Raw genomic sequence first — 23,613 nt, 5'->3', positions numbered from 1 at the left:
CCGATACCATCGAGCGCCCGTGACCGTTCGACCAGTCGAGGACCTCGCCGTGCACCGCATCAGCAACCCGACCCAGAGCTACGCCTGGGGGTCGACCACGGCGATCCCGGACCTGATGGGGACCGAGGCCGGGTCGACGCCGGTCGCGGAGGTCTGGATGGGGGCGCACCCGAGCTCGCCGTCGTGGGTCGAGGACGACGGCGCGCGCGTCCCGCTGACCGAGGTCATCGCCGCGGACTCCGCGCGCACGCTCGGCCGGGACGTCGAGGCGCGCTTCGGCTCTGCCCTGCCCTACCTGCTGAAGATCATCGCCGCCGAGCACCCCCTGTCGTTGCAGGTCCACCCGCACGTGACGCGCGCGGTGGAGGGGTTCGCGGAGGAGGAGGCGGCGGGCGTGCCGATCGACGCGCCGCACCGCAGCTACCGCGACGCGAACCACAAGCCGGAGCTCGTCTACGCGCTGACGCCGTTCCAGGCGCTGTGCGGGTTCCGGGCGCCGCGCCGTGCCGCCGAGCTCTTCGCGGGTCTCGACGCTCCGCTCGCCAAGGAGCTGCACGGGGTGCTCGCCGCGCAGCCGTCCGCGGACGGCATCCGGGCCGCGTTCACGCAGCTGCTCGAGCCCGCGACCCGGCCGTCGGTCGAGGAGGTCCAGCAGCTCGTCGACGCGTGCGCGGAGCGCCTCGCGGCCGGCTCGCCGTCGCCGCGCGCCGACCGCACGGTCGCCGTGCTCGCGCGCGAGTACCCCGGCGACCCGGGCATCGTCACGTCGCTCCTGCTCAACCCGGTCACGCTGCAGCCCGGCGACGCGATGTTCGTCCCCGCGGGCGGGGTGCACGCGTACCTGAGCGGGCTCGCGGTCGAGGTCATGGCGAGCTCCGACAACGTGCTGCGCGCGGGCCTCACCCCCAAGCACGTCGACGTCGACGAGCTGCTGCGCAACGTCGACTACGTCGCGGCGCCGCCGATCCGTATCGCGCCCGAGACGTTCCACGGCGCGACGAAGGTGTACTACGCGCCGGTCGACGACTTCGAGCTGTCGGTCACGACGGTCGACGACGAGAGCACCCACCCGCTCCCGGGCCGCGGACCGCGGATCCTGCTGTGCCTCGAGGGCGAGGTCACGGTGTCCTCGCGCGACGACGGCGAGCTCACCCTCACGCGCGGGCAGACGGCCTTCGCGCCCGCGTCGGACGGCCCGCTGAGCGTGCGGGGCGTCGGGAGGCTCGTCCAGGCCGACGTGCCCTGACCGGTGCGGCGGCACGGCCCGCGCCCGGTCCGGGTGCGGCCTCGCCGGTGGTGCAGGACCGCGGAGGGACCCCGCGTCGCCGTCCCCTCGCGGACGGGGCCGAGCGTGCGCGTGCCCACCCTCGCGCACGGCCCTCGCACGCTCGGCCCCGCACGCTCGGCCCGGCACGCTCGGCCCCGCACGCTCGGCTGCGCCGTTTCGCCGGCGGTGGGCGGCTCACCGGGCCTCGGGTGCGCTCAGGCGCGGTGGCCGACGAGCAGGTGGTGCGGGTGCGCCCGGCCGCGGTCGAGCCGGCGTGCCTCCACGGTGAGCCCGAGGTCGGTGAGCCAGCCGGCGGTCGTCGCGGGCGGCACGAAGTCGAACGAGGAGCCCTCGGTGATCCGCAGGACCTTGACGGAGAGGGTCTCCTGGACCGTGTTCCAGCGGACCTTCCACGCCGGCTCCGAGCCCATCTCCTTGATCACGACGCGGCCGCCGGGGGCGAGCGCCGCGACCGCCTCCGCGAGCAGGCGGCGCTGCTCCGCCGCGGGCAGCAGGTAGAGGACGTCGACGAACACCGCGGCGTCCCACGGGCCGGGCGGCACCGTGCCCGAGACCCCCTCCGCGAACTCCAGGCGCGGCGTCGAGGTCGCGGCCGCGCGCGCGTGCCCGATCTTCTCCGCGTCGATGTCCGTCCCGAGGACCTCGCGGCCCGGTTCGGCCAGCGCGGCGTACGCGCTGAACAGGCCGTGCCCGCAGCCGATCTCGACGATGCGCCCGCTCGTGGGCAGCGCGGCGGCGACCGCGGGGAACGGCGCCGTCCACCAGCGGATCGCGACGTGCGCACGCACGCCCGCGGGCGCCGCTCGGTACAGCTCGAGCGCGGCGCGCCCGGCCACGTCGGGTCGGCGCTCACGCACGCTCATCGTCGGTTCCTCCACGGGTCGGTCGGGGCAGGTCGTCGAAGCCGCCGAGGCGGTACCCGGAGTCGGCCAGGAGCCCGCGGGTACCGCTGTCGAGGAGCATCGCGAGCTCGTCGGACCAGCGGTACCCCCACGCGAAGCGGGCCAGGTCCGGGTCGGGCTCGACACCCGGGTGCGTGTTGATCTCGAGCGTCGCGCCACCGTGCGCGGCGGCGGCGCGCACCGTACGGGCGAGGCGGTCCTGGTCGAGTGCACCGGCCTCGTCGAGGCCCGCGTAGTCCGCGGTCGTGACCAGCCCGGCGCGGGTGGCCCGGCGTGCGGCGGCGCGCGCGAGGACGGACACGCCGAGGCCGACGGGTCCGCGCGAGCGGCTGCGCGGGGTGCGGACCGCGGCCACCCCGTGCGCGGTCGCGAGCTCGACGACCACCCGCCCGACGGCCGGCCACAGGTGGGTGTGCTGGTGCGTGTCGACGTGGGTCAGCGGCAACCCCGTGCCCCGGATCCGCTCGAGCTGCGCGCCGAGCTCGCGCCGGACGTCGTCGACGTCGACCCGGCCGGCGGCCGCCCGCGCGACGAGCGTCCGGTAGGACAGCGGGAAGGCACCGCGGCGGTCCACGAGGGTCGGCACCTCGCGTGCGGTCAGCAGCGGGGCGTCCTCACCGACGAGCGCGAGGTGCGCCCCGACCTCGAGCGTCGGCGTGCTGCGCAGCATCGCGACGGCGTCGTCGAACGCCCGGCCTACGGCGAGCAGCGACGTCGACGTCACGATGCCGTCGAGGTGCGCCCTGCGGACCGCGCGGTTCACGCCGGGGGTCAGGCCCAGGTCGTCCGCCGTGACGACGAGCAGCCGCGTCACGCGGCGGGCGTCCGCGTGACCGGGGTGACCGCCTTGAGCTCGGAGCGCAGGCGGAACATCTCGCCGAGCATCGTGCGGATCACGCCGAAGGACGACAGCGTCGAGACACCGCGCGTGCGCGGGAAGTAGTCGACACCGATCTGCAGCACCTGGAAGCCCGAGCGCTGCGCACGCACGACGAGCTCGGCGTCGATGAACGAGCCCTCGCTGACGAGGGTCATGTCCTCGAGCACACGGCGCCGGATGAGCTTGAACGCGAAGTTGATGTCGCGCACGCGCGTCCCGAACATGAGCTGCACGAGGCCGTTGTAGAGGAACGAGTACACGGCACGACGCGGGCCCTCGCCCGTGCGGTCGAGGCGGTACGCGCTGACGACGTCGGCCTCGTAGGTGCGCAGCACGCGGATCGCGCGGACGAGCTCGATCATCTCGAACGGCAGGTCCGCGTCGGTGTAGAGCACGAGGTCGCCGGTCGCCGCGGCCAGGCCGCTCTTGATCGAGCCGCCGAGCTTGCGGTTCTCGGGATGGTGCACGACGCGCACGTGCCGGTCGGTGGCCGCGAGCTCGTCGGCGATCTGCGGGGTCGCGTCGGTCGAGGCGTCGTCCACGATCACGAGCTCGTAGTCCTGGATGTCGCCGGACTCGACGAGCAGGGCGCACACCTCCGAGGCGGCCTGGACCGCGCGGCGCACGTACTGCTCCTCGTTCCACATCGGGAAGAAGATCGACAGCGTGCCGAAGCGCTCCACCACCGGCTGCTCGGTGCTCACGCGACACCCACCCCTCGGCCGAACAGCGCGGTCATGGTCACGAGCAGCGCCCCCATGAGCACGAGGACGACGGGCCGCACCCGGCGCAGGCGCTCCTCGGCGAGCAGCTCGCCCGCGACCGCCATGACGGGGAAGGCCACGAGCACGTACCGTCCGGTTCCCATGAAGTCCTTCGTGCCGATGATGGGGATGGCGAGGACGACCGCGGCGTACGCGAGGTAGCCCCAGCCGAGGCGGCGCCAGACGCGCGGCAGCAGGAGCACCGCGCACAGGCACGCGAGGGCCTGCGCGGTCAGCAGGCCCGTCATCTTGAGCGGCCCGTTCACGAGCGTGCCCAGGTAGACGACCTTGAACCACGTCCGCGGCCCGACGCCCTGGTCCCAGCCCGGCGCGGACTCGACCTCGACGAAGGCGACCGGGTTGCCGAACTCGAGCCACAGGAACGTGCACCACGCGACGAGGCCGAGCACGGACGCGAGGACCCCCGCCTGGCGCAGCCGGACGTCGCGGACGGCGCCGACGAGCTCGCGCCACGACGGGCGCACCGCCGGGGCGTCCGGGTCGGCCGCGCGGGCCCGGTCCTGCGCGAGGAGCTCGAGCGTGCGGACGACGAGGCCGATCGCGACCGCGACGCCGACCGGTCGGCCCGCGGTCGCGAGCGCACCGACGAGACCCGCGAGCCAGTAGCGGCGGCCCTCCAGGAGCACGAAGGCGCCGATCGCGGAGAGCAGGAACGTCGAGTCGGCGTACATCGCGCCGTCGAGGTAGAACGCGTAGGGGTAGAGCATGAGGACCGCGAGCGCGGTCAGTGCCGCCGGCCGGCTGAGCCGTGCCCACGCCCAGCGGCCGAAGAGCAGCACGGACGCGGCGCCCGCGAGCACCGCGACGACCCACGCGGCCACCTGGTGGTCGCCCACGAGGTTCCCGAGACCGCGGACGGACAGGGGGTACACCGGGAAGAACGCGATCGAGGACTGCTGGCCCGGGGTGTACCGGTAGCCGGTCGTCGCGATCTCGTAGTACCAGCCGGCGTCGTACTGGTACCAGGCGTCGAGCCAGCCGGGACCCTGCTGCACGGGGGCGTGGTGGACCGCCGGGACGGTGCTCCACGTCCATGCGGCGACCGCCGTGAGGGTCGTCGCCACGAGCGCGTACACGCCCAGGACGGCGGCCCACGGGTACCGTCCGGCTGCGGTCGGGCTGCTGCTCGGCGTCGGTGTGACCGCCGTCTTCGTGTGCATCGCGCTCCCCTGTACGGTGACGCCCGGCACGGCACCGGGGCCGAGCATAGGGCCGCCCCCAGGCCCCTCACCGAGGACTTGTGTGTGTCTTGTGAGGAGGTTCGTGTGATCTTTGCACTCGTGAGCGTCGCCCTCGCGGCGGTCTGCTCAGGAACGGCGACGGTGCTGCAGGCGCTCGCTGCGCGGCGGGCACCGGTCGGCTCCGGGGTCGACCTCTCGTTCGTCGCACGGCTCGCGCGCAGCCCCGTGTACGTCGCGGCGCTGGTCCTGGTCGCGGCCGGGTTCGCGCTGTCGTTCGGTGCGCTGCGCACGCTGCCGCTGTTCGTGGTGCAGGCCGGCCGGGCGTCGAGCCTCGCGGTGGCCGCCGTGCTGGCGACCCTCGTGCTCGGCGCGCGTCTGCGGTGGCCCGAGGTGCTCGCGCTCCTGGGGACCGGCGCCGGCCTCGTGCTCCTCGCGCTGACGGTCGCGCCCGCGCCCGCGCAGACGGGCGGCACGGGCACCCGGGTCGTCGTCGCGGCGCTCGTCGTCGCGCTCGCGCTGCTCGGGGGCGCAGCCGCACGCTCGGCGCCGTCGGCCCGCGCGGGGCTCGTGCTGGCGGTCGCCGCGGGCGGGCAGTACGCGATGCTCGCCGTCGGTGCCCGGACCCTGCGCGGGCTGTCCCCGGCGGTGCTGCTGGGCGACCCGGTCTCGTGGGCGATGGCGGTCGCCGGTGCGCTGGGTCTGCTGTTCACCGCGCTCGCGCTGCAGCGCGCCCCCGTCGTCGCCGCGACCGCGGTCATGGTCGGTGTCGAGACCGTGGCCGGCGCGGGGCTCGGGATGGTGCTCGCGGGGGACCGCCCGGCGACGGGGGCCGGGCTCAGCACGCTCGTCGGGTTCCTGCTCGTGCTGGCCGGCGCGGTCGCGGTCGCCCGCTTCGGGTCGCCCGACGGTGCCGACGGTCCCGACGGCCTCGCTGCGGCTGCTCGTGCGACCGGTGCTGCGGGTGCCGCCGGCGGGTCAGCCGAGAGGGGCCTCGACCTCGACGCGCTCCGAGGACAGGACCCGGGTCCGGCGGGCGGGGTCGGCCGCGAGCTCCCGCGCGACCTCGGCTGACAGCGCGACGACCGAGCCGGCCCCGCCGAGGACCGCGAGCGTCGAGCGGGCGAACGTGACGGTCGCCGCCGCGCGTCCCGGGCCGTCCGGCGCGGTGACGAGGGTCCGTGCGCCGGGGGCCCCGGGCGCTCCCGCCCACGTCAGCAGGTCCCGGTGCGCGACGCGGAGGCCGTCCGCCACGAGCGCGTCCGCCGTCGGGTCGAGGTCCGGGACCCAGCCCAGGACGTCCCCGTAGGTCATGACCGCGGCGGCGGCGTCGATCGCACGCGGCGGCAGCTCGCCGTCGTACCGGCGGGCGAGCGCCGGCAGGGTGACCGCGACGACGGGGACGGCCGTGCCCCACGGTCCGGGACGGTCGGTCACCACGGCGTCGGCACCGTCCGCCGCGGCACCGCCCGGCTCCGCGGCGACGACGCACGCTCCCGTCCGCCACGTGGCGAGCGCCCAGAGGACGGTGCGCCAGTGCGGCGGCAGGTCGAGCACGACGCGGGCGCCGGGCGCGGCGTCGAGCTCCTCGACGAGGAGGTTCGCGGTCTTCGCGACCCAGTTCTCGAGCACGGCCCCGGAGAGCTCGACGCGCTCGCCGCCGGACCCGTACCAGGTCAGGCGCGGACGGCCCGGCTCGGGCTGGAGCGCACGCAGGAGGTCGGCGACGGTCGAGGGATGCATGCGGTCAGCGTAGGACGCGGCGTGTCGTGCCGTGTCGTGCACAATTCACCCGACAAACCACCCCAACTAGCACACCCCCGCTTGACGTACGGAAACGACACGCGTGTAATTCTGAGAACAGTTTCACCTGGAGCGAATCGCGCTCCGACCCACGGGGGCGGCGCGCACACGTGATGGCCAGCACGATCGAGCACGGAGGAATGATGTGGAATCTGCTCGACGGTGACGGATCCTTCCCCTCCGACGCACTCGGCACGACGCAGGTCGCCGAGCTGCCTTCGAACGTCCTTCCCCTGTTCGGCACGCCCGAGGACGACGGGCTCATGGGCTGGCAGGAGCGTGCCCTGTGCGCGCAGACCGACCCCGAGGCCTTCTTCCCCGAGAAGGGCGGGTCGACCCGTGAGGCCAAGAAGGTCTGCACCGGCTGCGACGTGCGCGCCGAGTGCCTCGAGTACGCGCTCGCCAACGACGAGCGGTTCGGCATCTGGGGCGGTCTCTCGGAGCGGGAGCGGCGCAAGCTCAAGCGCCGGGTCGTCTGACCCGAGCCGCCGCAGGGCATGATGTCGGCAGGATGACTGACTTCCCCCTGCCCCTGCGCGCCCCCTCGGAGCCCCTGCTCGGTGCCACGCGCCTGGCCTCGGCGGTGACCGCCGTCGTGGTGACCCTCGGCTCCACCCGCTACCTGCCGGCGACGCTGCGCGCCGTGGGTGCCCAGGACGTCGTGCCCGCGCGCGTGCTCGTCGTCGACGCCGGCCCGCACGCGGACGAGGACGTCCCGCGCCTCGCCCGCGGCGCGTTCGCGGCCCTCGGGACGGGCGCCCCCGAGATCGTCGAGCTGCACGTCCCGGGGGCTCGCACCTTTGGCGAGGCCGTCCGGCGCGCGCTCGTGGACGTCGCCCCGCCGAGCCTCGTCGCGCGGCCCGAGCGGGAGCCCGACCGCACCTGGCTCTGGCTGCTGCACGACGACAGCGCCCCCGAGCCGGCCGCGCTCTCCGAGCTGCTCCGCGCCGTCGAGCACGCGCCCTCGGTCGCGGTCGCGGGGGTCAAGCAGCGCACCTGGACCGAGCCCACACGTCTCCTCGAGGTCGGGGTCCGCACGTCGCGGTCGGGTCGCCGGATGACCGGCATCGAGGACTCCGAGGTCGACCAGGGGCAGCACGACGGCCGGGAGGACGTCCTGGGCGTCGGCATCGCGGGCGCGCTCGTGCGGCGCGACGTGTGGGACGAGCTCGACGGTCCCGACCCCGCGCTCGGTCCGTTCGGCGACGGCCTCGACCTGTCCCGGCGCGCCCGGCTCGCCGGTCACCGCGTCGTCGTCGTGCCCGCCGCGGTCGTGCGGCACGCCCAGGCGACGTACGCGGGGCTGCGCGGGGTCGAGCGACCCGGGGCCGACGTGGACGTCGACGCGGACGGCGACGGCCTCGCGGACGACGCCGACCCGCGCCGGTCGTTCGCCGCCCGGCGCCGTGCGCTGCTGCACCAGCGGCTCGTGACCGCGCCGCTGCCGCTCGTGCCTGTCGTGGCGCTCCTCGCGCTCGTCGCGGGGGTGGTGCGTGCGCTCGTGCGGGTCGCGACCAAGGAGCCCCTGCTCGCGGGGACCGAGCTCACCGCACCCGTGGGCGCGCTGCTGCACCCCGCGGCGGTCGTGCGGGCCCGCCGGCGCGGGCGCACGACCCGTCAGCTGCCCCGGCGCGCGCTGCGCCCTCTGCAGGCGACGTGGCGCGACGTGTGGGACGAGTGGCGCGACCGTCGCCTCGCGGGTGCCGAGGTCCGGCGCACGTGGCGCGCGCCGAGCGAGCTCGAGCTGCGTGAGCTCGCCGCGCTCGCGACCCGCCGCCGCGTCGGGCTGGGCGCCCTCGTCGTGCTGCTCGCGGGCGCGACGGCGCTCGGGCTCGGCTCGCTCGTCGGCCGCGTGGCGAGCGGCTCGTCGCTCGTCGGCCCCGCCCTCGTCCAGGCCTCCTCGGACCTCGGCGAGCTCACGCACGCCGCGCTCGCGCGCTGGGTCACGGGAGGACTGGGCGACGCCGGGCCGGCCGACCCGCTGCTCGTCGTCCTCGTGCCGCTCACGGCGCTGCTCGGTGGTGAGCTCGTGCGCGCGGTCGCGGTCGTGCTGCTGGGCGCGCTCGTGCTCGCGGGGGTCGGGGCGTGGTTCGCGGCCGGTGCGGCGACGCGCTCCGTGGGGACCCGCCTCTGGGCCGCCGCCGTCTGGGCGGGCGCACCCGCGCTGCTCCTCGCGGTCGGTGACGGTCGGCTCGGTGCGGTGCTCGCGCACGCGATGCTCCCGTGGGTCGCGCTGGGCGTCGCGCGCGCGATCGGGGTGCAGCGCCGCGACTCGGTGCTGTCCGGCCTCGCGACGGCCCAGCGCGAGCCCGACGAGGCGGTCTCGGAGGACGCGTCCGAGGTGCGGCTCGCCGCCGGCCCGCTCCCCGTGGGCGACCCCGAGGTGCCGGAGGACGGCCCGCACGCCCAGGCCGCCGACGAGGAGGACGTCGAGACGACCCGGCCCCGCGGCGCGCTGCCGCCGCGCGCCCCCCGGGCCGAGCCCGCCGACCCGTCGGGCGGACCCCGTGGTCTCGAACCGCTCGACGAGGACGTCGAGACCACCCGACCACGCCGGACGGCGCCTGCGGCCGGCCCCGACAGCACGCGTGCGTCGGCTCCCGTCCCGGGCGGCGCGCCGGCGCCCCCGCACGTTCCCGGGGTGAGCGTCGGTCCCCCGCCGTCCAGCGGGTCGTTCGCCGCCGCGGCGGGAGCCGCGCTCGCACTCCTCGTCGTCGTCGCGGGCGCACCGGTTCTGCTCGTCCCCTCGGCGCTCGTGCTGCTCGTGGTCGCGGTGTCCGCACCGCGGGCGCGCGGCCGGGTCGTGCTCGTGCTGGTCCCGGCGCTCGTCGTGCTCGGCCCCCTGCTCGTCGAGGCGTCCGAGCGCGGTGCGGCCGGGTGGCGGCTCCTGCTCGCCGACCCGGGGCCCGCACTCGCGGCCGAGCGCTCCGCGCCGTGGGAGCAGCTGCTGGGCGTCCCCGCGACCGCGACGGCCCTCGTGCCCGCGCTGCTCCCCGACGCCGTGCGGGGACCGTGGCCGTACGTGCTCGGGGGAGCGGTGCTGCTCACGGCACTGCTCGCGCTGCTGCGGGGGGCACCCGCCGCGCGCGCGGTGCGGGTCGCGTGGTTCGCGGCTGCCGCCGGGCTCGCGACGGCCGCTGCGGGTGGCGTCGTCCAGGTCGCGGCCGCCGACGGCGACTCCGTGCTGCCGTGGGCCGGGGCGGCTGTCTCCTTCGCGTGGGCCGGGCTGCTGGCCGCGGGCGTACTGGGTGCGGACGGCATCTCGGCGCGCCTGGCCCGCTCGACGTTCGGCTGGCGCCAGCCCGCCGTCGCGGTGCTCGTGGCGCTCCTCGGCGCGGTCCCGGTGCTGTGCCTCGCCTCGTGGGCGTGGCAGGCGCGCGACGGCGACGCCGTGCGGCTCACCGCGCTCGACCGGCCCGTCGTGCCGGCCGTCGGTCAGCAGTCGCAGGCCGAGCCCGCGTCCTCGCGCGTGCTCGCGCTGACCGGCGACGTCGACGGCGTCCTGACATGGCAGCTGCTGCGCGGCGACGGCGCCCAGCTCGTCGAGGTCGGCGCGAGCGTGACGACGCGCACCCTGACCGGACCGGTCGACGCCCCCGCGCTCGCCGAGCCCGACGACGCGACCGACGAGGTCCAGGACGTCGTCGCCCGCCTCGCCGGCGCGACGAGCGGGGACGTGTCCGGCGACCTGGCCGCGCTCGCCGTGGCCGACGTGCTCGTGCCCGCCGTGCCCGCCGTGCCCGCCGGCGGCGCGGTCGACGCGGAGGACGACCGGGCCGCGCTCGAGCGTGGCCGCGCCGAGCTCGTGGCACGCCTCGACGCGACGGCGGGGCTCGAGCGCATCACGGAGAACCCCTCCGGGGCCATCTGGCGCGTGCAGCCGTCCGCCGCCACCCGCGGCGCCACCCCGGTCGAGGTCGTGCAGTCGTGGGCGCGCGTCGTGGCCCCCGGCGACGACCCCGCGGCGGGTGTCGCGGTCGCGTCGAACGGCAACGCGGTCGACACCCGCGTGGAGGCCGGGACGGGCGACCGGCTGCTCGTGCTCGCCGAGCGCGCGGACCCGGGCTGGCGCGCGACGCTCGACGGTCGCCCGCTGCGCGCGGTGACCGACGGCTGGCGGCAGACCTTCGAGCTCGGTGACGACGGTGGCCGACTCGTCGTGGCGCACCGTGATCCCGAGCGCACCCCGTGGCTGGCCGCGCAGGGCGTCGTGCTGCTGCTCACGGTGCTGTTCGCGCTCCCCCTGCGACGACGGAAGGCGGGCCGGCGATGAGCGCGCGCACGTGGCCCGGGCGGGTGGTGCGCGTCGTGACCGGCGCTGCGGTCCTGCTGCTCACCGCCGGTGTCGTCCTCGGCGCCGACCGGCTCCCCACGGCGGCGCTCGTCGACGACGCCCCCGCGGTCATCGAGGTCCCACCCCCGCGCAGCACGCTCGTGTGCGCCGGGCCGCTGATCCTGCCCGACGACACCGGCGCCGGGGACTCGGAGTTCGACCCGACCCCCGTCGACCCCGTCGCGCGCGTCGACGCCCTGACCGCTGCCGCTGCGGACGGTGGCGCGGCGGCGGGTTCGCTCACCGATCTCGGGACGGGGGACGTCGCCGGTGAGCTGACCGCCGGCGGCCCGGCGTCGGTCGCGGGCGTGCCCGACCCGCGGGCCCCGCTCGTCGTGCGCGCCGACCCGGTCGACGGCCGGTCCGCCCGCGTCGCCGCCGTCACGTCGAGCGTCGTGACGGAGGGGGACCTCCGCGGGCTGTCTGCCGCGACGTGCCAGCGGCCCGGCGTGGACCTGTGGCTCGTCGGCGGCAGCACCGCGCTCGAGAGCTCGGCGTCGCTCGTCCTGACCAACCCGGGCACGACCCCGAGCGACGTCGACGTCGAGCTGTGGGGGCCGGCCGGCCCGGTCGAGCTCGCCGGCGGAGCGAGGCAGGTCGTCGCGCCGGGCTCCGAGCGCGTGCTCGTGCTCCCGGCCGTCGCCGCCGAGCAGCGCCGCGTCGTCGTGCACGTCGTCGCGTCGGGCGGCTCGGTCACCGCGCACCTCCAGGAGTCGCGGCTCACCGGGTTCACGCCGGCCGGGACGGATCTCGTGGTCCCGGGGCATGTGCCCTCGACGCGGCAGGTCGTCACCGGCGTCTCGGTGCTCGCCTCCGCGGTCGGCGAGGAGAGCCAGGCCGTGCTGCGCGTGCTCGCGCCGACCGAGCCGGGGTCCGTGCGCCTGACGATGCTCGGCCCGGACGGCGTCGCGCCGCTGCCCGGGACCGACGCGCTCGAGCTCGCAGCGGGTGAGGTCACCGACGTGCCCCTCGGCGGGCTGCCGGCGGGCGCCTACACGGCCGTCGTCGACGCCGACGTGCCCGTCGTGGCCGCCGCCGCCACCACGCGTCCGGGCCTGCCCGGCGAGCTCGACGACACCCCGGTGCTCGAGCGCGCGTGGTCCGCGTCGTCGGCGCCCGGGGGCGGAGGGCTCGTCGCGCTGCCCGAGGGCGTCGCGGCGACGACCGTGGTCACGGCGCTCGCCGACGGCGACGACCCGGCCGACGGTCGCCCGGTCGAGGCCGTGCTCCGCAGCTTCGACGCCGAGGGCGGTGTCCTCGGCGAGCAGGCGGTCACGCTCGAGCCCGGGCGGAGCGTCGCCGCGCCCGCTGCGGCCGGGACCACGGGGATCGAGCTCGTCGTCGAGGCCGGCGAGGACCCGGCCGTCAAGGTCGCGTGGGGTGTGGTGCTCGAGGTCGGGAGGCCCGACGGCACACTGCTGTCGGTCCTGCTTCCCGCGGCCGACGCCCCGACGGGCTCGCAGGTCAGCGTCCGGGCGGCGACGCGGCTCGGGCTCGACTGAGCCGCGTCAGCGTGCGGCGCGCAGCTCGAGGAGCTCGCGGGCCTTGAGCCCGACCCGGATCGCGACGCGCACCGGCAGCTGGTACCAGCGGTGGTAGCGGCGGGTGAGGTAACGCGCGGCGCTGCGGTGGTGCGCCGAGATCATCTTCGCGGGCCGCGCACGCCAGGACGTCCCCCCGACGTGCGTCACGCGCGCGCCGGGCACGTACACGTTGTGCCACCCGGCGTGCCCGAGCCGCTCGCCGAGGTCGAGGTCCTCGAAGAACATGAAGTAGGACGTGTCGAAGCCACCGACGGCCTCGAACGCCTCGCGCCGCAGCAGCAGGCACGCGCCCGAGAGCCACCCCGCCACACGCTCGTCGCCCACGACCTCCTGGCGGCGCTGGTACGCCCGGGTCCACGGGTTCGACGGCCACACGCGCGCGAACAGCGCGTGCCCGGCGCCCTGGGTCAGCGACGGCAGCTCGCGCGCCGAGGGGTAGACGCTCCCGTCCAGGTTGAGCAGCGCCGGGCCGAACGCGCCGGCGCCCTCGTGGCGCTCGGCCGCAGCGGCCAGCGAGTCGAGCGAGCCCGGCTCCCAGACGAGGTCGGAGTTCGCCACGACCAGCCAGGGCTGCGTCGCACCCGACGCCCCGGCGTTCGCGCCGCCGCCGTAGCCGAGGTTGGACCCCGGGACGACGACACGCGCGGCGTGCCGCTCGGCGACGTCCCGCGCGACGGTGTGGTCGGTGCCGTTGTCGACGAGGACGAGCTCGACGGGCGCCGCCGTCGCGCGGGCCAGCGACGCTGCGAAGTCCTCGAGCTCGTCGCCGGGGTGGTAGACGACGCAGACGACGCGGAAGCCGGTGGTGGCCGCTCCGGTCGCTCCGGCGGCGTCGGCACGCGCGTCGGGTCCGGGGGCAGGACGGGGGGCGGTGGGGTCGTCGGCGCTCATCGACGACACAGGCTAGTGCCCGTCGCCGTACTCCGGATCGACGTCCTCCGGTGCCTTCCCGAGCAGGTGCGCGACCTGCTCGACGACGACGTCACGGACGAGCTCCCCGAGGTCCGCGACGTCGATCGCACGCGACTCGACGGGCCGGCGGTACACCACGATGCGGGCCGGGAGCCCGGCGTCCGCGGGGAAGTACCGGCCGAGCGGGACGCCGCCGCGCTCCCAGGGGGCCGGGTTCGACGGCGGCACGTCCTCGACCGCGAACTCGGTGCCGTCGAGCTGACGGGCCCACCGCTTCTCGAGCCGCTCGACCGAGTCGAGCACGAGCTCGTCGAAGCGCTGCGCGCGGGTGCGGTAGCCGGGCACGTCGGTCGGCAGCAGGAGCCCGCGCAGCCCGCGTCCACGGCGGTCACGGCGCCGGACGGGGGCCGGCTCGGGGACCCGGCCACGGGCGAGGGAGCTCACGGTCGCACTGTAGCGGCGTGGGAGTGCCGGACGCGGGCCGCGCGGCGGTACGGTCTGCCCTGTGAGATCCGTCCGGCAGTGTTCGCGCACGGCGTGCGGCCGTGCTGCCGTCGCCACCCTGACCTACGTGTACGCGGACTCGACCGCGGTGCTCGGGCCCCTGGCGGGCTACGCCGAGCCGCACTCGTACGACCTGTGCGTCGAGCACGCGGGGCGGCTGACCGCACCGCGCGGGTGGGAGGTCGTACGGCTCACGCCCGAGTTCGTCGAGACCGGCCCGAGCCAGGACGACCTGCTCGCGCTCGCCGACGCGGTGCGCGAGGCGGGCAGGCCGCGCACGGGAGCGCTGCCGGTGGTGACCGAGCCGGCGTCACGCCTGGCCCCGCCCCCGGCGGCGGAGTCCACCGCGCCGCGGCGAGGCCACCTGCGTATCCTGCGCGACGAGGGCTGACGGGCTCCGGGGGGAGACACCATGGGACAGGGAGACACGCCCAGGCGCGGGCGCGGACGTGCCGGCGAGGAGCCGGCGCCGCTCGGGTCGCTCAGCCGCGGCGAGCCGGCGGTGCCGCGCGGGACCGAGACGTGCGCATCGTGCGGGTCGGACTCGCTGACCCGGCTGAGCATGGTGCTGGGCGACGGGACGGCGGTTGTCTTCGTCTCGTGCCACCGCTGCGAGCACAAGGGGTGGTACCCGACCGACGGCGACGGGACGCCGCTGACCCGCGACGACGTGCTCGCGCGGAGCGGCAAGAAGGCCTGAGCCGGCCGCTGCTCGGCTGCCCGCTGCGGGCGGACCGGGAGGCGCCGGTCGGTAGACTCCGGTGTGTGCCCAGCCCCGTGCAGTCGACCGTCGGACACCCGCGGGAGCTGCCGTGAGCAGCCCGGGCAGCTCCGCCGACGACCGTCCTGAGGCGCGCGACGCCGTGCTGGTGCGGCTCGCGGACGTCGCCGGGCGACGCCCTCTGACGGTGGTCGTCCAGGCCTCGGGCGAGGCGGGCGCGCACGCGTCCCGCGACGCGCTCCTGGGGGCCGTGGCCGCGACCGGGGTGCGCGTCGTCCGTGGGCAGGCGGGGGGAGCCGACGACGGTGCGGCGCTCGCGGAGCCCGTCCAGGGGACCGGCGCCGTCCCCCCGCTCCGGGTCGTGCGGTCGGCTGTGCTCGAGCACGCGGCCGACCTGGGCCTCGTCCTCGATCCCGACGGCTCGGTCCTCACGGTGGTCGACGAGAACGGTGAGCCCGTCGACGAGGGCGTCGTCGCGGCGCTCGTCGCGCTGCAGGTCGTCGCCCAGGAGCTGGCCGCGGGCCGCACCCCGACCGTGCTGCACGACGTGCTGGCGTCGCGGGTGCTGCTCGACCTCGGGGGCGGCGCGGGTGCCGAGCTCGTGCGCGTCCCGGTGGGCCGGGCGGCGCACGCGGACGGCCTCGCGGAGAGCGGTGCGACGCTCGGCGTCGGGCGCGGCGGGTGCTTCGCGTTCCGGGCCCCCGTCGGCGACGAGCCCGCGCTGCTCGCCGGTCTGCACGTGCTCGTCGCGCTCGGCGAGCAGCGGCACCCGGCGTCGTTGCTCGCCGAGCTCTACCAGCCGTACGCGTCGACCGGGCTGCTGCTCGTCGGGGTCGACGACGTGGCCGCCGCGGTCGAGCGCGTGCGCCACGCCTACGTCACGCTGGGCGGGGCGGGGCCCGTGACCGCCGACGAGCTCGACGGCCTCGCGGTGTCGCACTGGGGAGCCACGCCGCAGTGGTGGTTCGCCGTGCGGGCGTCCGGCGCGCCGCGCGAGGTGCAGCTGCTCGTCGAGGCCGCCGACGAGGACATCAGGGACAAGGTGCGGGACGACGTGCTCGCACTGCTACGAGAGGGACCGCTCACATGACGGAGAACACCGCGCCCGCGACCCGGACGCTCGAGCCCTGGATCCGCGAGATCCTGCGCTGCCCGGTCACGCATGCGCCGCTCGTCGACGGCGTGGGACCGGACGGCGCCCCGGAGCTGCACTCGACCGACCCGGAGAACCCGCTGGCGTACCCGGTGCGGGACGGCATCCCGGTCCTGCTCGCGGACGACGCCCGTTCGCTGCGCGGCGCCTGAGCACGACCGCACCGGCCATCACGCCACGCCGGCGTGGTGAGCGGGTGGGTGAGCGCCCCGCGGGCGAGCGCCCTGCGGGGGAGCGCCCCACGGGGGAGCGCCGCGCGGGTCAGGACTCCGTGAGCCGACCGTCCGCGACGGACCAGCGGCGGGTCACCCGCACGGCGTCCAGCATCCGGCGGTCGTGGGTCACGAGCAGCAGCGTGCCCGTGTACGACTCGAGGGCCTCCTCGAGCTGCTCGATCGCGGGCAGGTCGAGGTGGTTGGTCGGCTCGTCGAGCACGAGCAGGTTGACCCCGCGCGCCTGCAGCAGCGCGAGGGCGGCCCGCGTGCGCTCGCCGGGGGACAGGCTCCCGACGGGTCGGGTCACGTGCGCGGCGCGGAGCCCGAACTTCGCGAGCAGGGTGCGGACGTCGGCGTCCGGCCAGTCGGGGACCTCGCGGGCGAACGCCTCGACGAGGGGGACCGGCTCCGCGCCGGCCCTGTCGGCGCCGAGGGCGGCGCGCGCCTGGTCGACCTCGCCGACGGCGACGCTCGAGCCGAGCGACGACGAGCCGGCGGTGAGCGGGGCGCGGCCGAGCAGGGCGCGCAGGAGCGTCGTCTTGCCGGCGCCGTTCGTCCCGGTCACCGCGATGCGGTCGCCCGCGTCGACCTGCACGTCGAGCGGCCCGAGCACGAAGCCGGGCCCGCGCTCGGACGCTCCGAGCTCGACGACCGCACCCCGCAGCACGGCGGCGACGCTCGACCCGCGCGGGGCGGCCGCGATCTCGTAGCGCAGCTCCCACTCCTTGCGCGGCTCGGCGACCTCCTCGAGGCGCTCGATCATGCGGTCGGTCTGGCGCGCCTTGGCGGCCTGCTTCTCCGAGCCCTCACGGTGGTGGTGCTTGATGTGCTTGTCGGGGTCGCTGGACTTCCGGATCGCGTTGCGCACGCCCTTCTCCATCCACCCGCGCTGCGTGCGCCCGCGCTCCTCGAGCGACGAGCGCCGGTCCGCGTACTGCTCGTACGCCTCGCGCGCGTGCCGCCGGGCCGTGGCCCGCTCCTCGAGGTAGGCGTCGTAGCCACCGCCGTACACCGCGACCTGCTGCTGCGCGAGGTCGAGCTCGACGACGCCCGTGACGCACCGGGCGAGGAACTCGCGGTCGTGGCTCACGACGACGACTCCCGCGCGCTGCGAGCGGACGAAGGTCTCGAGCCGCGTGAGCCCGTCGAGGTCGAGGTCGTTCGTCGGCTCGTCGAGCAGCAGCACGTCGAACCGCGAGAGCAGGAGCGCGGCGAGGCCGACGCGTGCGGCCTGCCCGCCCGAGAGACCCGTCATCGGGTGGTCGGGGTCCACGGTGAGACCGAGGTCGGCGAGCACCTGCCCGGTGCGCTCGTCGAGGTCGGCGGCCCCGACGGCCATCCAGCGGTCGAACGCGAGCGCGTACGCGTCGTCGGCGCCCGGCACGCCGTCGGCGAGCGCCTGCGCCCCCGCGTCGAGCGCGTCCTGCGCGGCGGTGACCCCGGTGCGGCGGGCGAGGTGCGCGGCGACCGACTCGTCGGCACGCCGCTCGGGCTCCTGCGGGAGCCAGCCGACGAGCGCGTGCGCGGGGGACAGCGTCACCGACCCGGCCTCCGGGGTCGCGACGCCCGCGAGCAGCCGCAGGAGCGTGGACTTCCCGGCGCCGTTCGCGCCGACGAGCCCGAGCACGTCGCCCGGGGAGACGACGAGGTCGAGACCGGAGAACAGGGTGCGGTCGGCGTGCGCGGCGGCGAGGCCGCGGGCGACGAGGGTGGCGGTCACCCCGAGATTGTCCCCTGCCGGGGGCGCGTACCGGTCCTCGGGGCGACGGCGGCTGCCGCGGCCTGTGCAGCGCGAGCGCCGTCCGGCACGATCGGTGCATGGCGGACGGGGGAGCGGTGCCGGGGAGGGACGACGGACGGCCGGACGCCGGACCGCGCCGGATGCGTGCGTCCGCGGGACCGCGCCGCCCGCGTCCGTCCGCGAGACCCCGCCGCGGGCGTCCGGACGGGGGACCGCGGCGCGTGCGTCCGGCCGGGGAACCGCGCCGTCCCTCCCCGGCCTCCGGCGGCATGCTCCCCGCGGTCCTGCTGCTCACGCTCGCGCTCGGCGGGTGCACCGGCGGTGCCCCCGGCGGAGCGAGCGCGACGGTCACGAGCACCCCCGCCACGAGCGCTCCCGCCACCGGCAGTCCCGTCCCGAGCACCACGCCGGCCACCACGACCCCGGGCGCGGCGGCCCCGGAACCGCCCGCCGAGCCGCCGCCGACGGTCCCGCCGGAGCCGCCCGCGCCGCAGTTCGTCGCGACGGTGAGCGAGATCGGACCCGACCTCGCGGCGCGCATGGCCCCGTCGTGGCGTCCGGGCTGCCCCGTGCCGCTCGAGGACCTGCGCCACCTCACGCTCACGCACCACGATTTCGAGGGAAGCGTCGTCACCGGCGAGCTCGTGGTGCACGCGGACGTCGCCGAGGGCGTCGTCGGGATCTTCCGGACCTTGTTCGACGCCGGGTACCCGACCCGGTCGATGCGCCTCGTCGACGACTTCGGGGGCAGCGACGACGCGTCGATGGCCGCGGACAACACGTCGGCGTTCAACTGCCGGGCGATCACGCGGGGCACCGGCTGGTCCGAGCACGCCTACGGGCGCGCGCTCGACCTCAACCCCCGCGAGAACCCCTACGTCCGCGGCACGCTCGTGCTGCCGCCCGAGGGCGAGCCGTACGCGGACCGCCCCGACCTGCCCGGCGTCGTGCACGCGGGCGACGTGGTCGTCACCGCGTTCGCCGCTGCGGGGTGGCGGTGGGGCGGGGACTGGACGTCACCGGTCGACTACCAGCACTTCTCGGTGACCGGGCGCTGAGGGGCGCTCAGTCCACCGGGTCCGGCACGCCGTGGGGGAGGCGTGCCAGCAGCGCGCTCTCCTGGGCCGCCCGCTGCGCCGCGCGCCACCCGGCGGCGTGCTCGCGCTCACGCCGCTCGGCGAGCACCGCGGCGAGGAAGTACTCGGGGTGCGTGCCCACGGGTGGCAGCGGCGCGACGTACCGGCCGACCTCGGCCGCGAGCTGCGTCCCGAGCTGCACGCGCGACGCGGGGTGCAGCGTCCCGGTGCGCGCGAGGAACTGGCGGACCGAGAGAGCGAGCCCGTCGGGCAGGCGTCGCACGTCCGCGGAGTGCGCCCACGCGGCGAGGTGGGGCGGCATCGCGACGGCGGTGCGCGCGGGAGCCTTGCCGCGCACCCGCACCGCGTACGTCCCCGCGAGCACGTCCCCGACGCGCTTGCCCTGCGGGTGGGCGATCGAGCAGATCAGCGCGACCGAGCCGACCGTGAGCCAGAGCTCGCCGATGCCGACGAGGGCCCGGATCAGCGACTGACGGAACCGCACCGGCCCGCCGTCGTCCCGCACGATGCGGATGCCGGCGACGAGCTTGCCGAGCGACCGGCCCCGGGTCAGCGTCTCGACCGTGGTCGGGACGATGACCATGACGGTCGCGAGCGTCGCCACGAGGGCGATGCGCAGGAACGCCTCGCTCGGCGTGAAGGACGTCTGGCCGACGATGACCAGCACGAGGAACGCGGCGACGCCGAGCGCGGCGAGGTCGACGATCGACGCCAGGACCCGCGACGCGAACGACGTGGGGCGCGCGTCGAGCAGCACGCCCTCGCCCGTGACGATCCCGTCGCTCATCCCGCGTCCCCTCGTCGTCCCGTGCCCGTCCTGTGGCAGGGTAACGGGCGTGGACCTCGACGCCTTCACCGCGGTGCGCAGCCCCTCCTGGGCGCGCCTCGACGAGCTCACGCGCCGCCGTCGCCTCACGGGCGCGGAGGCCGACGAGATCGTCCGCCTCTACCAGGCGGTGGCGACCGACCTGTCGACCGTCCGGTCGAGCGCGCCGGACCCCGAGGTCGTCACCCGGCTCTCGCAGCTCCTCGCCCGGGCCCGCTCGCTGATCGCGGGGGCGCACGAGCCCGCGTGGCGCGACGCGGCCCGGTTCCTCGTCGTGTCGCTGCCTGCCGCGCTCTACCGGATCCGCTGGTGGACGCACGCCGTGACGTTCGCCTGCGTGGCGCTCGCCGTGGTGGCGGGCGTGTGGGTCGCGACGCAGCCCGACGCGCTCGCGGCGATGGGCACGCCCAGCGAGCGCACGGAGTACGTGGAGAACGCCTTCGCGTCCTACTACGACCCGGGCGCGGGGTTCGCCGCGATGGTGTGGACCAACAACGCGTGGATCGCGGCGCAGTCCGTCGCGCTCGGGATCAGCGGCATCTGGCCCGTGTGGATGCTCCTGCAGAACGCCGTCAGCGTCGGGGCGACCGGCGGCATGATGGCCGAGCACGGCAGCCTCGACGTGTTCCTCCAGCTCATCGCCCCGCACGGTCTCATGGAGCTGACGGCGATCTTCGTCGCCGGGGCGGCCGGGCTGCGGCTGTTCTGGACATGGGTCGAGCCGGGCCCGCGCACCCGCACCCGCGCGCTCGCGGAGGAGGGGCGCGCGCTGTTCACCGTCGCGCTCGGGCTCGTGGGCGTTCTTGCGGTCTCGGGCCTCGTCGAGGGCTTCGTGACCGGCTCGGGGCTCCCGTGGTGGCTCAAGATCGTGATCGGGGCCGTGGTGCTCACGGCGTTCTGGGTCTACGTCTACGTGCTCGGGCGACGCGCGGTCGCGGACCACGAGACCGGCGACCTGACCGCCGACGAGGCAGGGTACGCGGTCGCCGTCGCGGCGTGACCACGGCGCCGTCCGTCAGGCGAGCGCGACCCGGTGCTCCGCGGCGTCGTCCGCGACGAAGCGGACGAGCGCCTCCGCCTCGGTGACCAGCGCGGTGCGGGTCGCGGCGTCCACGGGCACGAGCGGGCGCACGGTGAGGGTCGCGAGCTCGCGCCGCGCGCGCACGCCGCCCGGGTCGAGCCGCTCGCGCGTGACGGCCCAGGTGCCGGCCACCCGCCCGTCCACGAGCACCGTGCCCGGCGCCATCCCGTTCTTCGTCACGAGCGCCCGCCGGTGCTCCTCCGAGACGACCCGCGTCCGGTCGGCGTGCGAGAGCGTGAGGTTGTCGAAGTCCGCGAGGAACCGGACCGGAGCCGGCGTCTCCGGGGCCGGACGCGGCGCGTCGGGCAGGTCGACGAGCTCCCGGCCCGATGCCGACCCCGGCCCCGGCTCGGCGCGGAACGTCACGAGCCCGGGGCGCAGGCGGTCGACGACCCTCGCGAGGCCGCCGAGTCCCGACCAGGTCTGCACGTCCGCGACGCTCGCCGGGCCGAACGCCGCGAGGTAGCGCAGCACGAGCCGCTCGAGCTCGGCCGAGCGCACGTCCGGGTCGCTGAGGTCGGGGGCGCCCACCGCGCGGTCGTCGCCGAACCAGGCCCGCGTCGTCGTCCACGTCGTCGCACCGGACCGGCCCCACACCCCGCGCGGCGGGACCTGGACGAGCGGGAGCGTGCCGCGTGCACCGTAGGCCAGGCTCCCGGGTGCGACGTCCGGCCAGCGCTCCGCGAGCAGGCGACCGAGCTCGGTCGTCGGGCGCGGCTCCGCCTCGACGAGTGCCCGGGCAGCCGCGGTGAGCTCCGCGAGGTCGAGGATCCGCAGCGCGGCGCCGTGCTGGACGTTCTGGCGCAGGTCGCGCTCGTACAGCGGCGCGATGAGCCCGGGCAGGACCAGCGCGTCCTCCGCGGTCACGAGGTGGATGGTCCCGCGCATGACCGCGATGCGGGCGACCCGTCGGTCGAGCAGCGCCTGCGACAGCTCCGCGTGGCGGAAGCCCGCGAGGCGTGACCACAGCGTGGTGTACGGCGAGCGCGGCAGCTGCGCCTGGAGCCCCACGAGGTGGTCGACGAGCGCGACCGCCGGCATCTCGGCCCGCGTCAGCAGGTGCTGGCGGGCGAGCAGCGCGCGGTTGAGGGCCGCGCGGTCGAGCAGGGGAGCGCTCGGGCCCGGAGCGGCGCCGGGCGTGCGTCGGGTGGCCACGCCGCGACGCTACCGGCCCGCCCACGCCCGAGGGGCGCTGACGGCCGCCGTCCTGCCCCCGGCACGACGGGGTGCCGGGGTGTCGGCTGCCGGTGGGCGTCGGGAGCCGGAGGCGCGCGGGGTCGTCGCGGTGCCGACGCGTGCAGGGACGCGGGGGCGACGGGTGCGTGCAGGGCCGTGACGCGCCGCCGTCGCGATCAGAGCCGACCGGCCGCCTTCAGCGCGATGTACGTGTCCGCGAGCCGCGGTGCGAGGTCGTCGGGCAGCGCGTCGACGACCTCGACCCCGCGCCGGCGCAGCCGGGCCGCCACCGCGGCGCGCTCGAGCTCGACGCGCTCGGCGGCGGCCGCGTCGAACACCGCGGCGACGTCCGAGCGGCCCGTCCGCAGCTCCTCGACCTCGGGGTCCCGCACCGACGCGAGCACGACCTGGTGGCGCTCCGCGAGGTTCCCCACGACCCCGAGCAGCCCCTGCTCGACCGCGGCCGGCTCGAGGGCCGAGAGCAGCACGAGCAGCGAGCGCTGGGTCAGGCGCTCGCGCACCTGGCCCACCACACCCGGCCAGTCGGTCTCGACGAGGGTGGGTTCCACACGGGCCAGCGCGTCGGCGATCGCGGGCATGAGCCGGGCGCCGCTCGCGCCGACGACGCGCGCGCGGACCTTGCGGTCGTACGCGAGGAGCTCGACGTGGTCGCCGGCCTTGGACGCGAGCGCGGCGAGCAGCAGCGCCGCCTCGATCGACGCGTCGAGGCGCGGGGCGTCGAGGGTGCGTGCGGCCGAGGTCCGGGACGTGTCGAGCACGATCAGGACGCGCCGGTCCCGCTCGGGGCGCCACGTCCGGACCACGACGTCGGCGCGCCGGGCGGTCGCGCGCCAGTCGATGGACCGGACGTCGTCGCCGATCACGTACTCGCGCAGCGAGTCGAACTCGGTGCCCTGGCCGCGCACCTGGACGGCCGCACGGCCGTCGAGCTCGCGCAGGCGCGCCAGGCGGCTCGGGAGGTGCCGGCGCGAGGCGAACTCCGGGAGCACCCGCAGCACGCCCGGGACGTCGAGCGACGCCTGGCGGCCCGCGAGCCCCAGCGGCCCCACGGTCCGGATCGTCACGCGGTCGGCGTGGCGGTCCCCGCGCCGGGTCGGCACGAGGGTCGTGGTCAGGCGCCGGCCGTCGCCGGGCGGCACGTCGACGGTGTGCCGGTTGCCCTGTGCACCCGCCGACGGCTGCCACGCGTCACGGACCGTGGCCCGCAGCCGCCGCGTCCCGACGTTGCGGACGGTGAGCACCGAACGGACCTGCTCCGTGAGCCGCACCGAGGTGGGCACGCTGCGCTGCACCGCGAGGAGCCTCGGCGACGCGGCCAGGGCGGCGTCGAGGACGCACGCGAGCACGACCACGAGCGTCCACAGCAGCACCGTCCCGGCGACGGGCACGACGAGGACCGCCACGACGCCGAGCGCCGTGAGCGCGACGGCCCGCCAGGTGATCGCCACGCGGC

At 76.7% G+C, this 23,613-nt stretch carries 22 protein-coding genes; 11 read left to right on the top strand and 11 right to left on the bottom strand.

What is annotated here, in order from left to right; all coding sequences use genetic code 11:
• Positions 1–49: 49 nt before the first annotated feature.
• Positions 50–1,246 carry a mannose-6-phosphate isomerase, class I gene (manA, locus tag ACWFNE_RS15985; protein ID WP_452123459.1) on the top strand — a complete coding sequence of 399 codons (1,197 nt, stop codon included), beginning with the start codon at positions 50–52 and terminating at the stop codon, positions 1,244–1,246.
• Between the two features lie 236 nt (positions 1,247–1,482).
• Here manA and ACWFNE_RS15980 read toward each other — a convergent pair whose 3' ends face one another.
• Genes ACWFNE_RS15980 through ACWFNE_RS15965 form a run of 4 tightly spaced genes read right to left on the bottom strand, consistent with a single transcriptional unit; the run spans position 1,483 to position 5,015 of the window.
• Positions 1,483–2,151: a class I SAM-dependent methyltransferase gene (locus tag ACWFNE_RS15980; RefSeq protein WP_452123396.1), complete on the bottom strand. Its 669-nt coding sequence runs from the start codon at positions 2,149–2,151 to the stop codon at positions 1,483–1,485.
• Positions 2,138–3,004, bottom strand: coding sequence for a ChbG/HpnK family deacetylase (locus ACWFNE_RS15975; protein ID WP_452123395.1), 867 nt, complete (start codon positions 3,002–3,004; stop codon positions 2,138–2,140). The genes ACWFNE_RS15980 and ACWFNE_RS15975 overlap by 14 nt, the downstream gene beginning before the upstream one ends.
• Positions 3,001–3,774, bottom strand: coding sequence for a glycosyltransferase family 2 protein (locus ACWFNE_RS15970; RefSeq protein ID WP_452123394.1), 774 nt, complete (start codon positions 3,772–3,774; stop codon positions 3,001–3,003). Before ACWFNE_RS15970 ends, ACWFNE_RS15975 begins: the two co-directional genes overlap by 4 nt.
• Positions 3,771–5,015, bottom strand: a complete 1,245-nt coding sequence (locus ACWFNE_RS15965) for a hypothetical protein (RefSeq protein WP_452123393.1) — start codon at positions 5,013–5,015, stop codon at positions 3,771–3,773. The genes ACWFNE_RS15970 and ACWFNE_RS15965 overlap by 4 nt, the downstream gene beginning before the upstream one ends.
• Positions 5,016–5,120: 105 nt before the next feature.
• On the opposite strand from ACWFNE_RS15965, the gene ACWFNE_RS15960 reads away from it, so the two are divergent.
• The gene (locus tag ACWFNE_RS15960; protein ID WP_452123392.1) at positions 5,121–6,107 is read left to right on the top strand and encodes a hypothetical protein; all 987 of its coding nucleotides are present in this window, start codon (positions 5,121–5,123) and stop codon (positions 6,105–6,107) included.
• Here the strand turns inward: ACWFNE_RS15960 and ACWFNE_RS15955 are convergent.
• Positions 6,012–6,776 carry a TIGR03089 family protein gene (locus ACWFNE_RS15955; RefSeq protein ID WP_452123391.1) on the bottom strand — a complete coding sequence of 255 codons (765 nt, stop codon included), beginning with the start codon at positions 6,774–6,776 and terminating at the stop codon, positions 6,012–6,014. The genes ACWFNE_RS15960 and ACWFNE_RS15955 overlap by 96 nt on opposite strands.
• A gap of 203 nt (positions 6,777–6,979) precedes the next feature.
• Between ACWFNE_RS15955 and ACWFNE_RS15950 the strand changes: the two genes are divergently transcribed.
• Genes ACWFNE_RS15950 through ACWFNE_RS15940 form a run of 3 tightly spaced genes read left to right on the top strand, consistent with a single transcriptional unit; the run spans position 6,980 to position 12,671 of the window.
• Positions 6,980–7,315: a WhiB family transcriptional regulator gene (locus tag ACWFNE_RS15950; protein WP_034634424.1), complete on the top strand. Its 336-nt coding sequence runs from the start codon at positions 6,980–6,982 to the stop codon at positions 7,313–7,315.
• Between the two features lie 32 nt (positions 7,316–7,347).
• Positions 7,348–11,109, top strand: coding sequence for a glycosyltransferase (locus tag ACWFNE_RS15945; protein WP_452123390.1), 3,762 nt, complete (start codon positions 7,348–7,350; stop codon positions 11,107–11,109).
• On the top strand, positions 11,106–12,671 hold the full coding sequence (locus ACWFNE_RS15940; protein ID WP_452123389.1) for a DUF5719 family protein: 1,566 nt from the start codon (positions 11,106–11,108) through the stop codon (positions 12,669–12,671). The genes ACWFNE_RS15945 and ACWFNE_RS15940 overlap by 4 nt, the downstream gene beginning before the upstream one ends.
• A gap of 6 nt (positions 12,672–12,677) precedes the next feature.
• Here the strand turns inward: ACWFNE_RS15940 and ACWFNE_RS15935 are convergent, their stop codons facing one another.
• Positions 12,678–13,604, bottom strand: a complete 927-nt coding sequence (locus ACWFNE_RS15935) for a glycosyltransferase (RefSeq protein ID WP_452123388.1) — start codon at positions 13,602–13,604, stop codon at positions 12,678–12,680.
• A 12-nt stretch (positions 13,605–13,616) separates the two neighbouring features.
• Positions 13,617–14,069 carry a metallopeptidase family protein gene (locus tag ACWFNE_RS15930; protein ID WP_452123387.1) on the bottom strand — a complete coding sequence of 151 codons (453 nt, stop codon included), beginning with the start codon at positions 14,067–14,069 and terminating at the stop codon, positions 13,617–13,619.
• Between the two features lie 61 nt (positions 14,070–14,130).
• Between ACWFNE_RS15930 and ACWFNE_RS15925 the strand changes: the two genes are divergently transcribed.
• The 4 genes from ACWFNE_RS15925 (at position 14,131) to ACWFNE_RS15910 (ending at position 16,155) form a co-directional block, all read left to right on the top strand.
• Positions 14,131–14,520: a DUF3499 domain-containing protein gene (locus ACWFNE_RS15925; RefSeq protein ID WP_258726423.1), complete on the top strand. Its 390-nt coding sequence runs from the start codon at positions 14,131–14,133 to the stop codon at positions 14,518–14,520.
• A 21-nt stretch (positions 14,521–14,541) separates the two neighbouring features.
• On the top strand, positions 14,542–14,829 hold the full coding sequence (locus tag ACWFNE_RS15920) for a hypothetical protein (protein ID WP_452123386.1): 288 nt from the start codon (positions 14,542–14,544) through the stop codon (positions 14,827–14,829).
• A 112-nt stretch (positions 14,830–14,941) separates the two neighbouring features.
• On the top strand, positions 14,942–15,940 hold the full coding sequence (locus ACWFNE_RS15915) for a hypothetical protein (RefSeq protein ID WP_452123385.1): 999 nt from the start codon (positions 14,942–14,944) through the stop codon (positions 15,938–15,940).
• Entirely contained in the window at positions 15,937–16,155 is a 219-nt protein-coding gene (locus ACWFNE_RS15910; RefSeq protein ID WP_452123384.1) for a Trm112 family protein, read from the top strand. The genes ACWFNE_RS15915 and ACWFNE_RS15910 overlap by 4 nt, the downstream gene beginning before the upstream one ends.
• 109 nt (positions 16,156–16,264) lie before the next feature.
• Here ACWFNE_RS15910 and ACWFNE_RS15905 read toward each other — a convergent pair whose 3' ends face one another.
• Positions 16,265–17,938 (bottom strand): ABC-F family ATP-binding cassette domain-containing protein, encoded by a 1,674-nt coding sequence (locus ACWFNE_RS15905; RefSeq protein ID WP_452123383.1) that lies wholly within the window; start codon positions 17,936–17,938, stop codon positions 16,265–16,267.
• Between the two features lie 290 nt (positions 17,939–18,228).
• Between ACWFNE_RS15905 and ACWFNE_RS15900 the strand changes: the two genes are divergently transcribed.
• The gene (locus tag ACWFNE_RS15900) at positions 18,229–19,017 is read left to right on the top strand and encodes a M15 family metallopeptidase (RefSeq protein WP_452123382.1); all 789 of its coding nucleotides are present in this window, start codon (positions 18,229–18,231) and stop codon (positions 19,015–19,017) included.
• A 7-nt stretch (positions 19,018–19,024) separates the two neighbouring features.
• Here ACWFNE_RS15900 and ACWFNE_RS15895 read toward each other — a convergent pair whose 3' ends face one another.
• On the bottom strand, positions 19,025–19,843 hold the full coding sequence (locus ACWFNE_RS15895) for an RDD family protein (protein WP_452123381.1): 819 nt from the start codon (positions 19,841–19,843) through the stop codon (positions 19,025–19,027).
• Between the two features lie 49 nt (positions 19,844–19,892).
• On the opposite strand from ACWFNE_RS15895, the gene ACWFNE_RS15890 reads away from it, so the two are divergent.
• A complete protein-coding gene (locus ACWFNE_RS15890; protein WP_452123380.1) occupies positions 19,893–20,882 on the top strand; it encodes a stage II sporulation protein M in 990 nt (329 codons plus the stop codon).
• Positions 20,883–20,897: 15 nt separating this feature from the next.
• Here the strand turns inward: ACWFNE_RS15890 and ACWFNE_RS15885 are convergent, their stop codons facing one another.
• Positions 20,898–22,118, bottom strand: a complete 1,221-nt coding sequence (locus tag ACWFNE_RS15885) for a winged helix DNA-binding domain-containing protein (protein WP_452123379.1) — start codon at positions 22,116–22,118, stop codon at positions 20,898–20,900.
• Between the two features lie 197 nt (positions 22,119–22,315).
• A complete protein-coding gene (locus tag ACWFNE_RS15880) occupies positions 22,316–23,608 on the bottom strand; it encodes a DUF58 domain-containing protein (RefSeq protein WP_452123378.1) in 1,293 nt (430 codons plus the stop codon).
• Between the last annotated feature and the right edge of the window lie 5 nt (positions 23,609–23,613).

Source organism: Cellulomonas sp. NPDC055163, from assembly GCF_053607065.1.
Note: the sequence above shows the minus strand (reverse complement) of the source record. Positions and strands in the feature narration are given on the sequence as shown.

Bases quoted from the DNA above. Each gene is read 5' to 3' on its own strand.
- ACWFNE_RS15980 (WP_452123396.1), bottom strand. From the start codon at position 2,151: ATGAGCGTGCGTGAGCGCCGACCCGACGTGGCCGGGCGCGCCGCGCTC.
- ACWFNE_RS15965 (WP_452123393.1), bottom strand. From the start codon at position 5,015: ATGCACACGAAGACGGCGGTCACACCGACGCCGAGCAGCAGCCCGACC.
- ACWFNE_RS15955 (WP_452123391.1), bottom strand. From the start codon at position 6,776: ATGCATCCCTCGACCGTCGCCGACCTCCTGCGTGCGCTCCAGCCCGAG.
- ACWFNE_RS15950 (WP_034634424.1), top strand. From the start codon at position 6,980: ATGTGGAATCTGCTCGACGGTGACGGATCCTTCCCCTCCGACGCACTC.
- ACWFNE_RS15945 (WP_452123390.1), top strand. From the start codon at position 7,348: ATGACTGACTTCCCCCTGCCCCTGCGCGCCCCCTCGGAGCCCCTGCTC.
- ACWFNE_RS15940 (WP_452123389.1), top strand. From the start codon at position 11,106: ATGAGCGCGCGCACGTGGCCCGGGCGGGTGGTGCGCGTCGTGACCGGC.
- ACWFNE_RS15935 (WP_452123388.1), bottom strand. From the start codon at position 13,604: ATGAGCGCCGACGACCCCACCGCCCCCCGTCCTGCCCCCGGACCCGAC.
- ACWFNE_RS15920 (WP_452123386.1), top strand. From the start codon at position 14,542: ATGGGACAGGGAGACACGCCCAGGCGCGGGCGCGGACGTGCCGGCGAG.
- ACWFNE_RS15910 (WP_452123384.1), top strand. From the start codon at position 15,937: ATGACGGAGAACACCGCGCCCGCGACCCGGACGCTCGAGCCCTGGATC.
- ACWFNE_RS15900 (WP_452123382.1), top strand. From the start codon at position 18,229: ATGCTCCCCGCGGTCCTGCTGCTCACGCTCGCGCTCGGCGGGTGCACC.
- ACWFNE_RS15895 (WP_452123381.1), bottom strand. From the start codon at position 19,843: ATGAGCGACGGGATCGTCACGGGCGAGGGCGTGCTGCTCGACGCGCGC.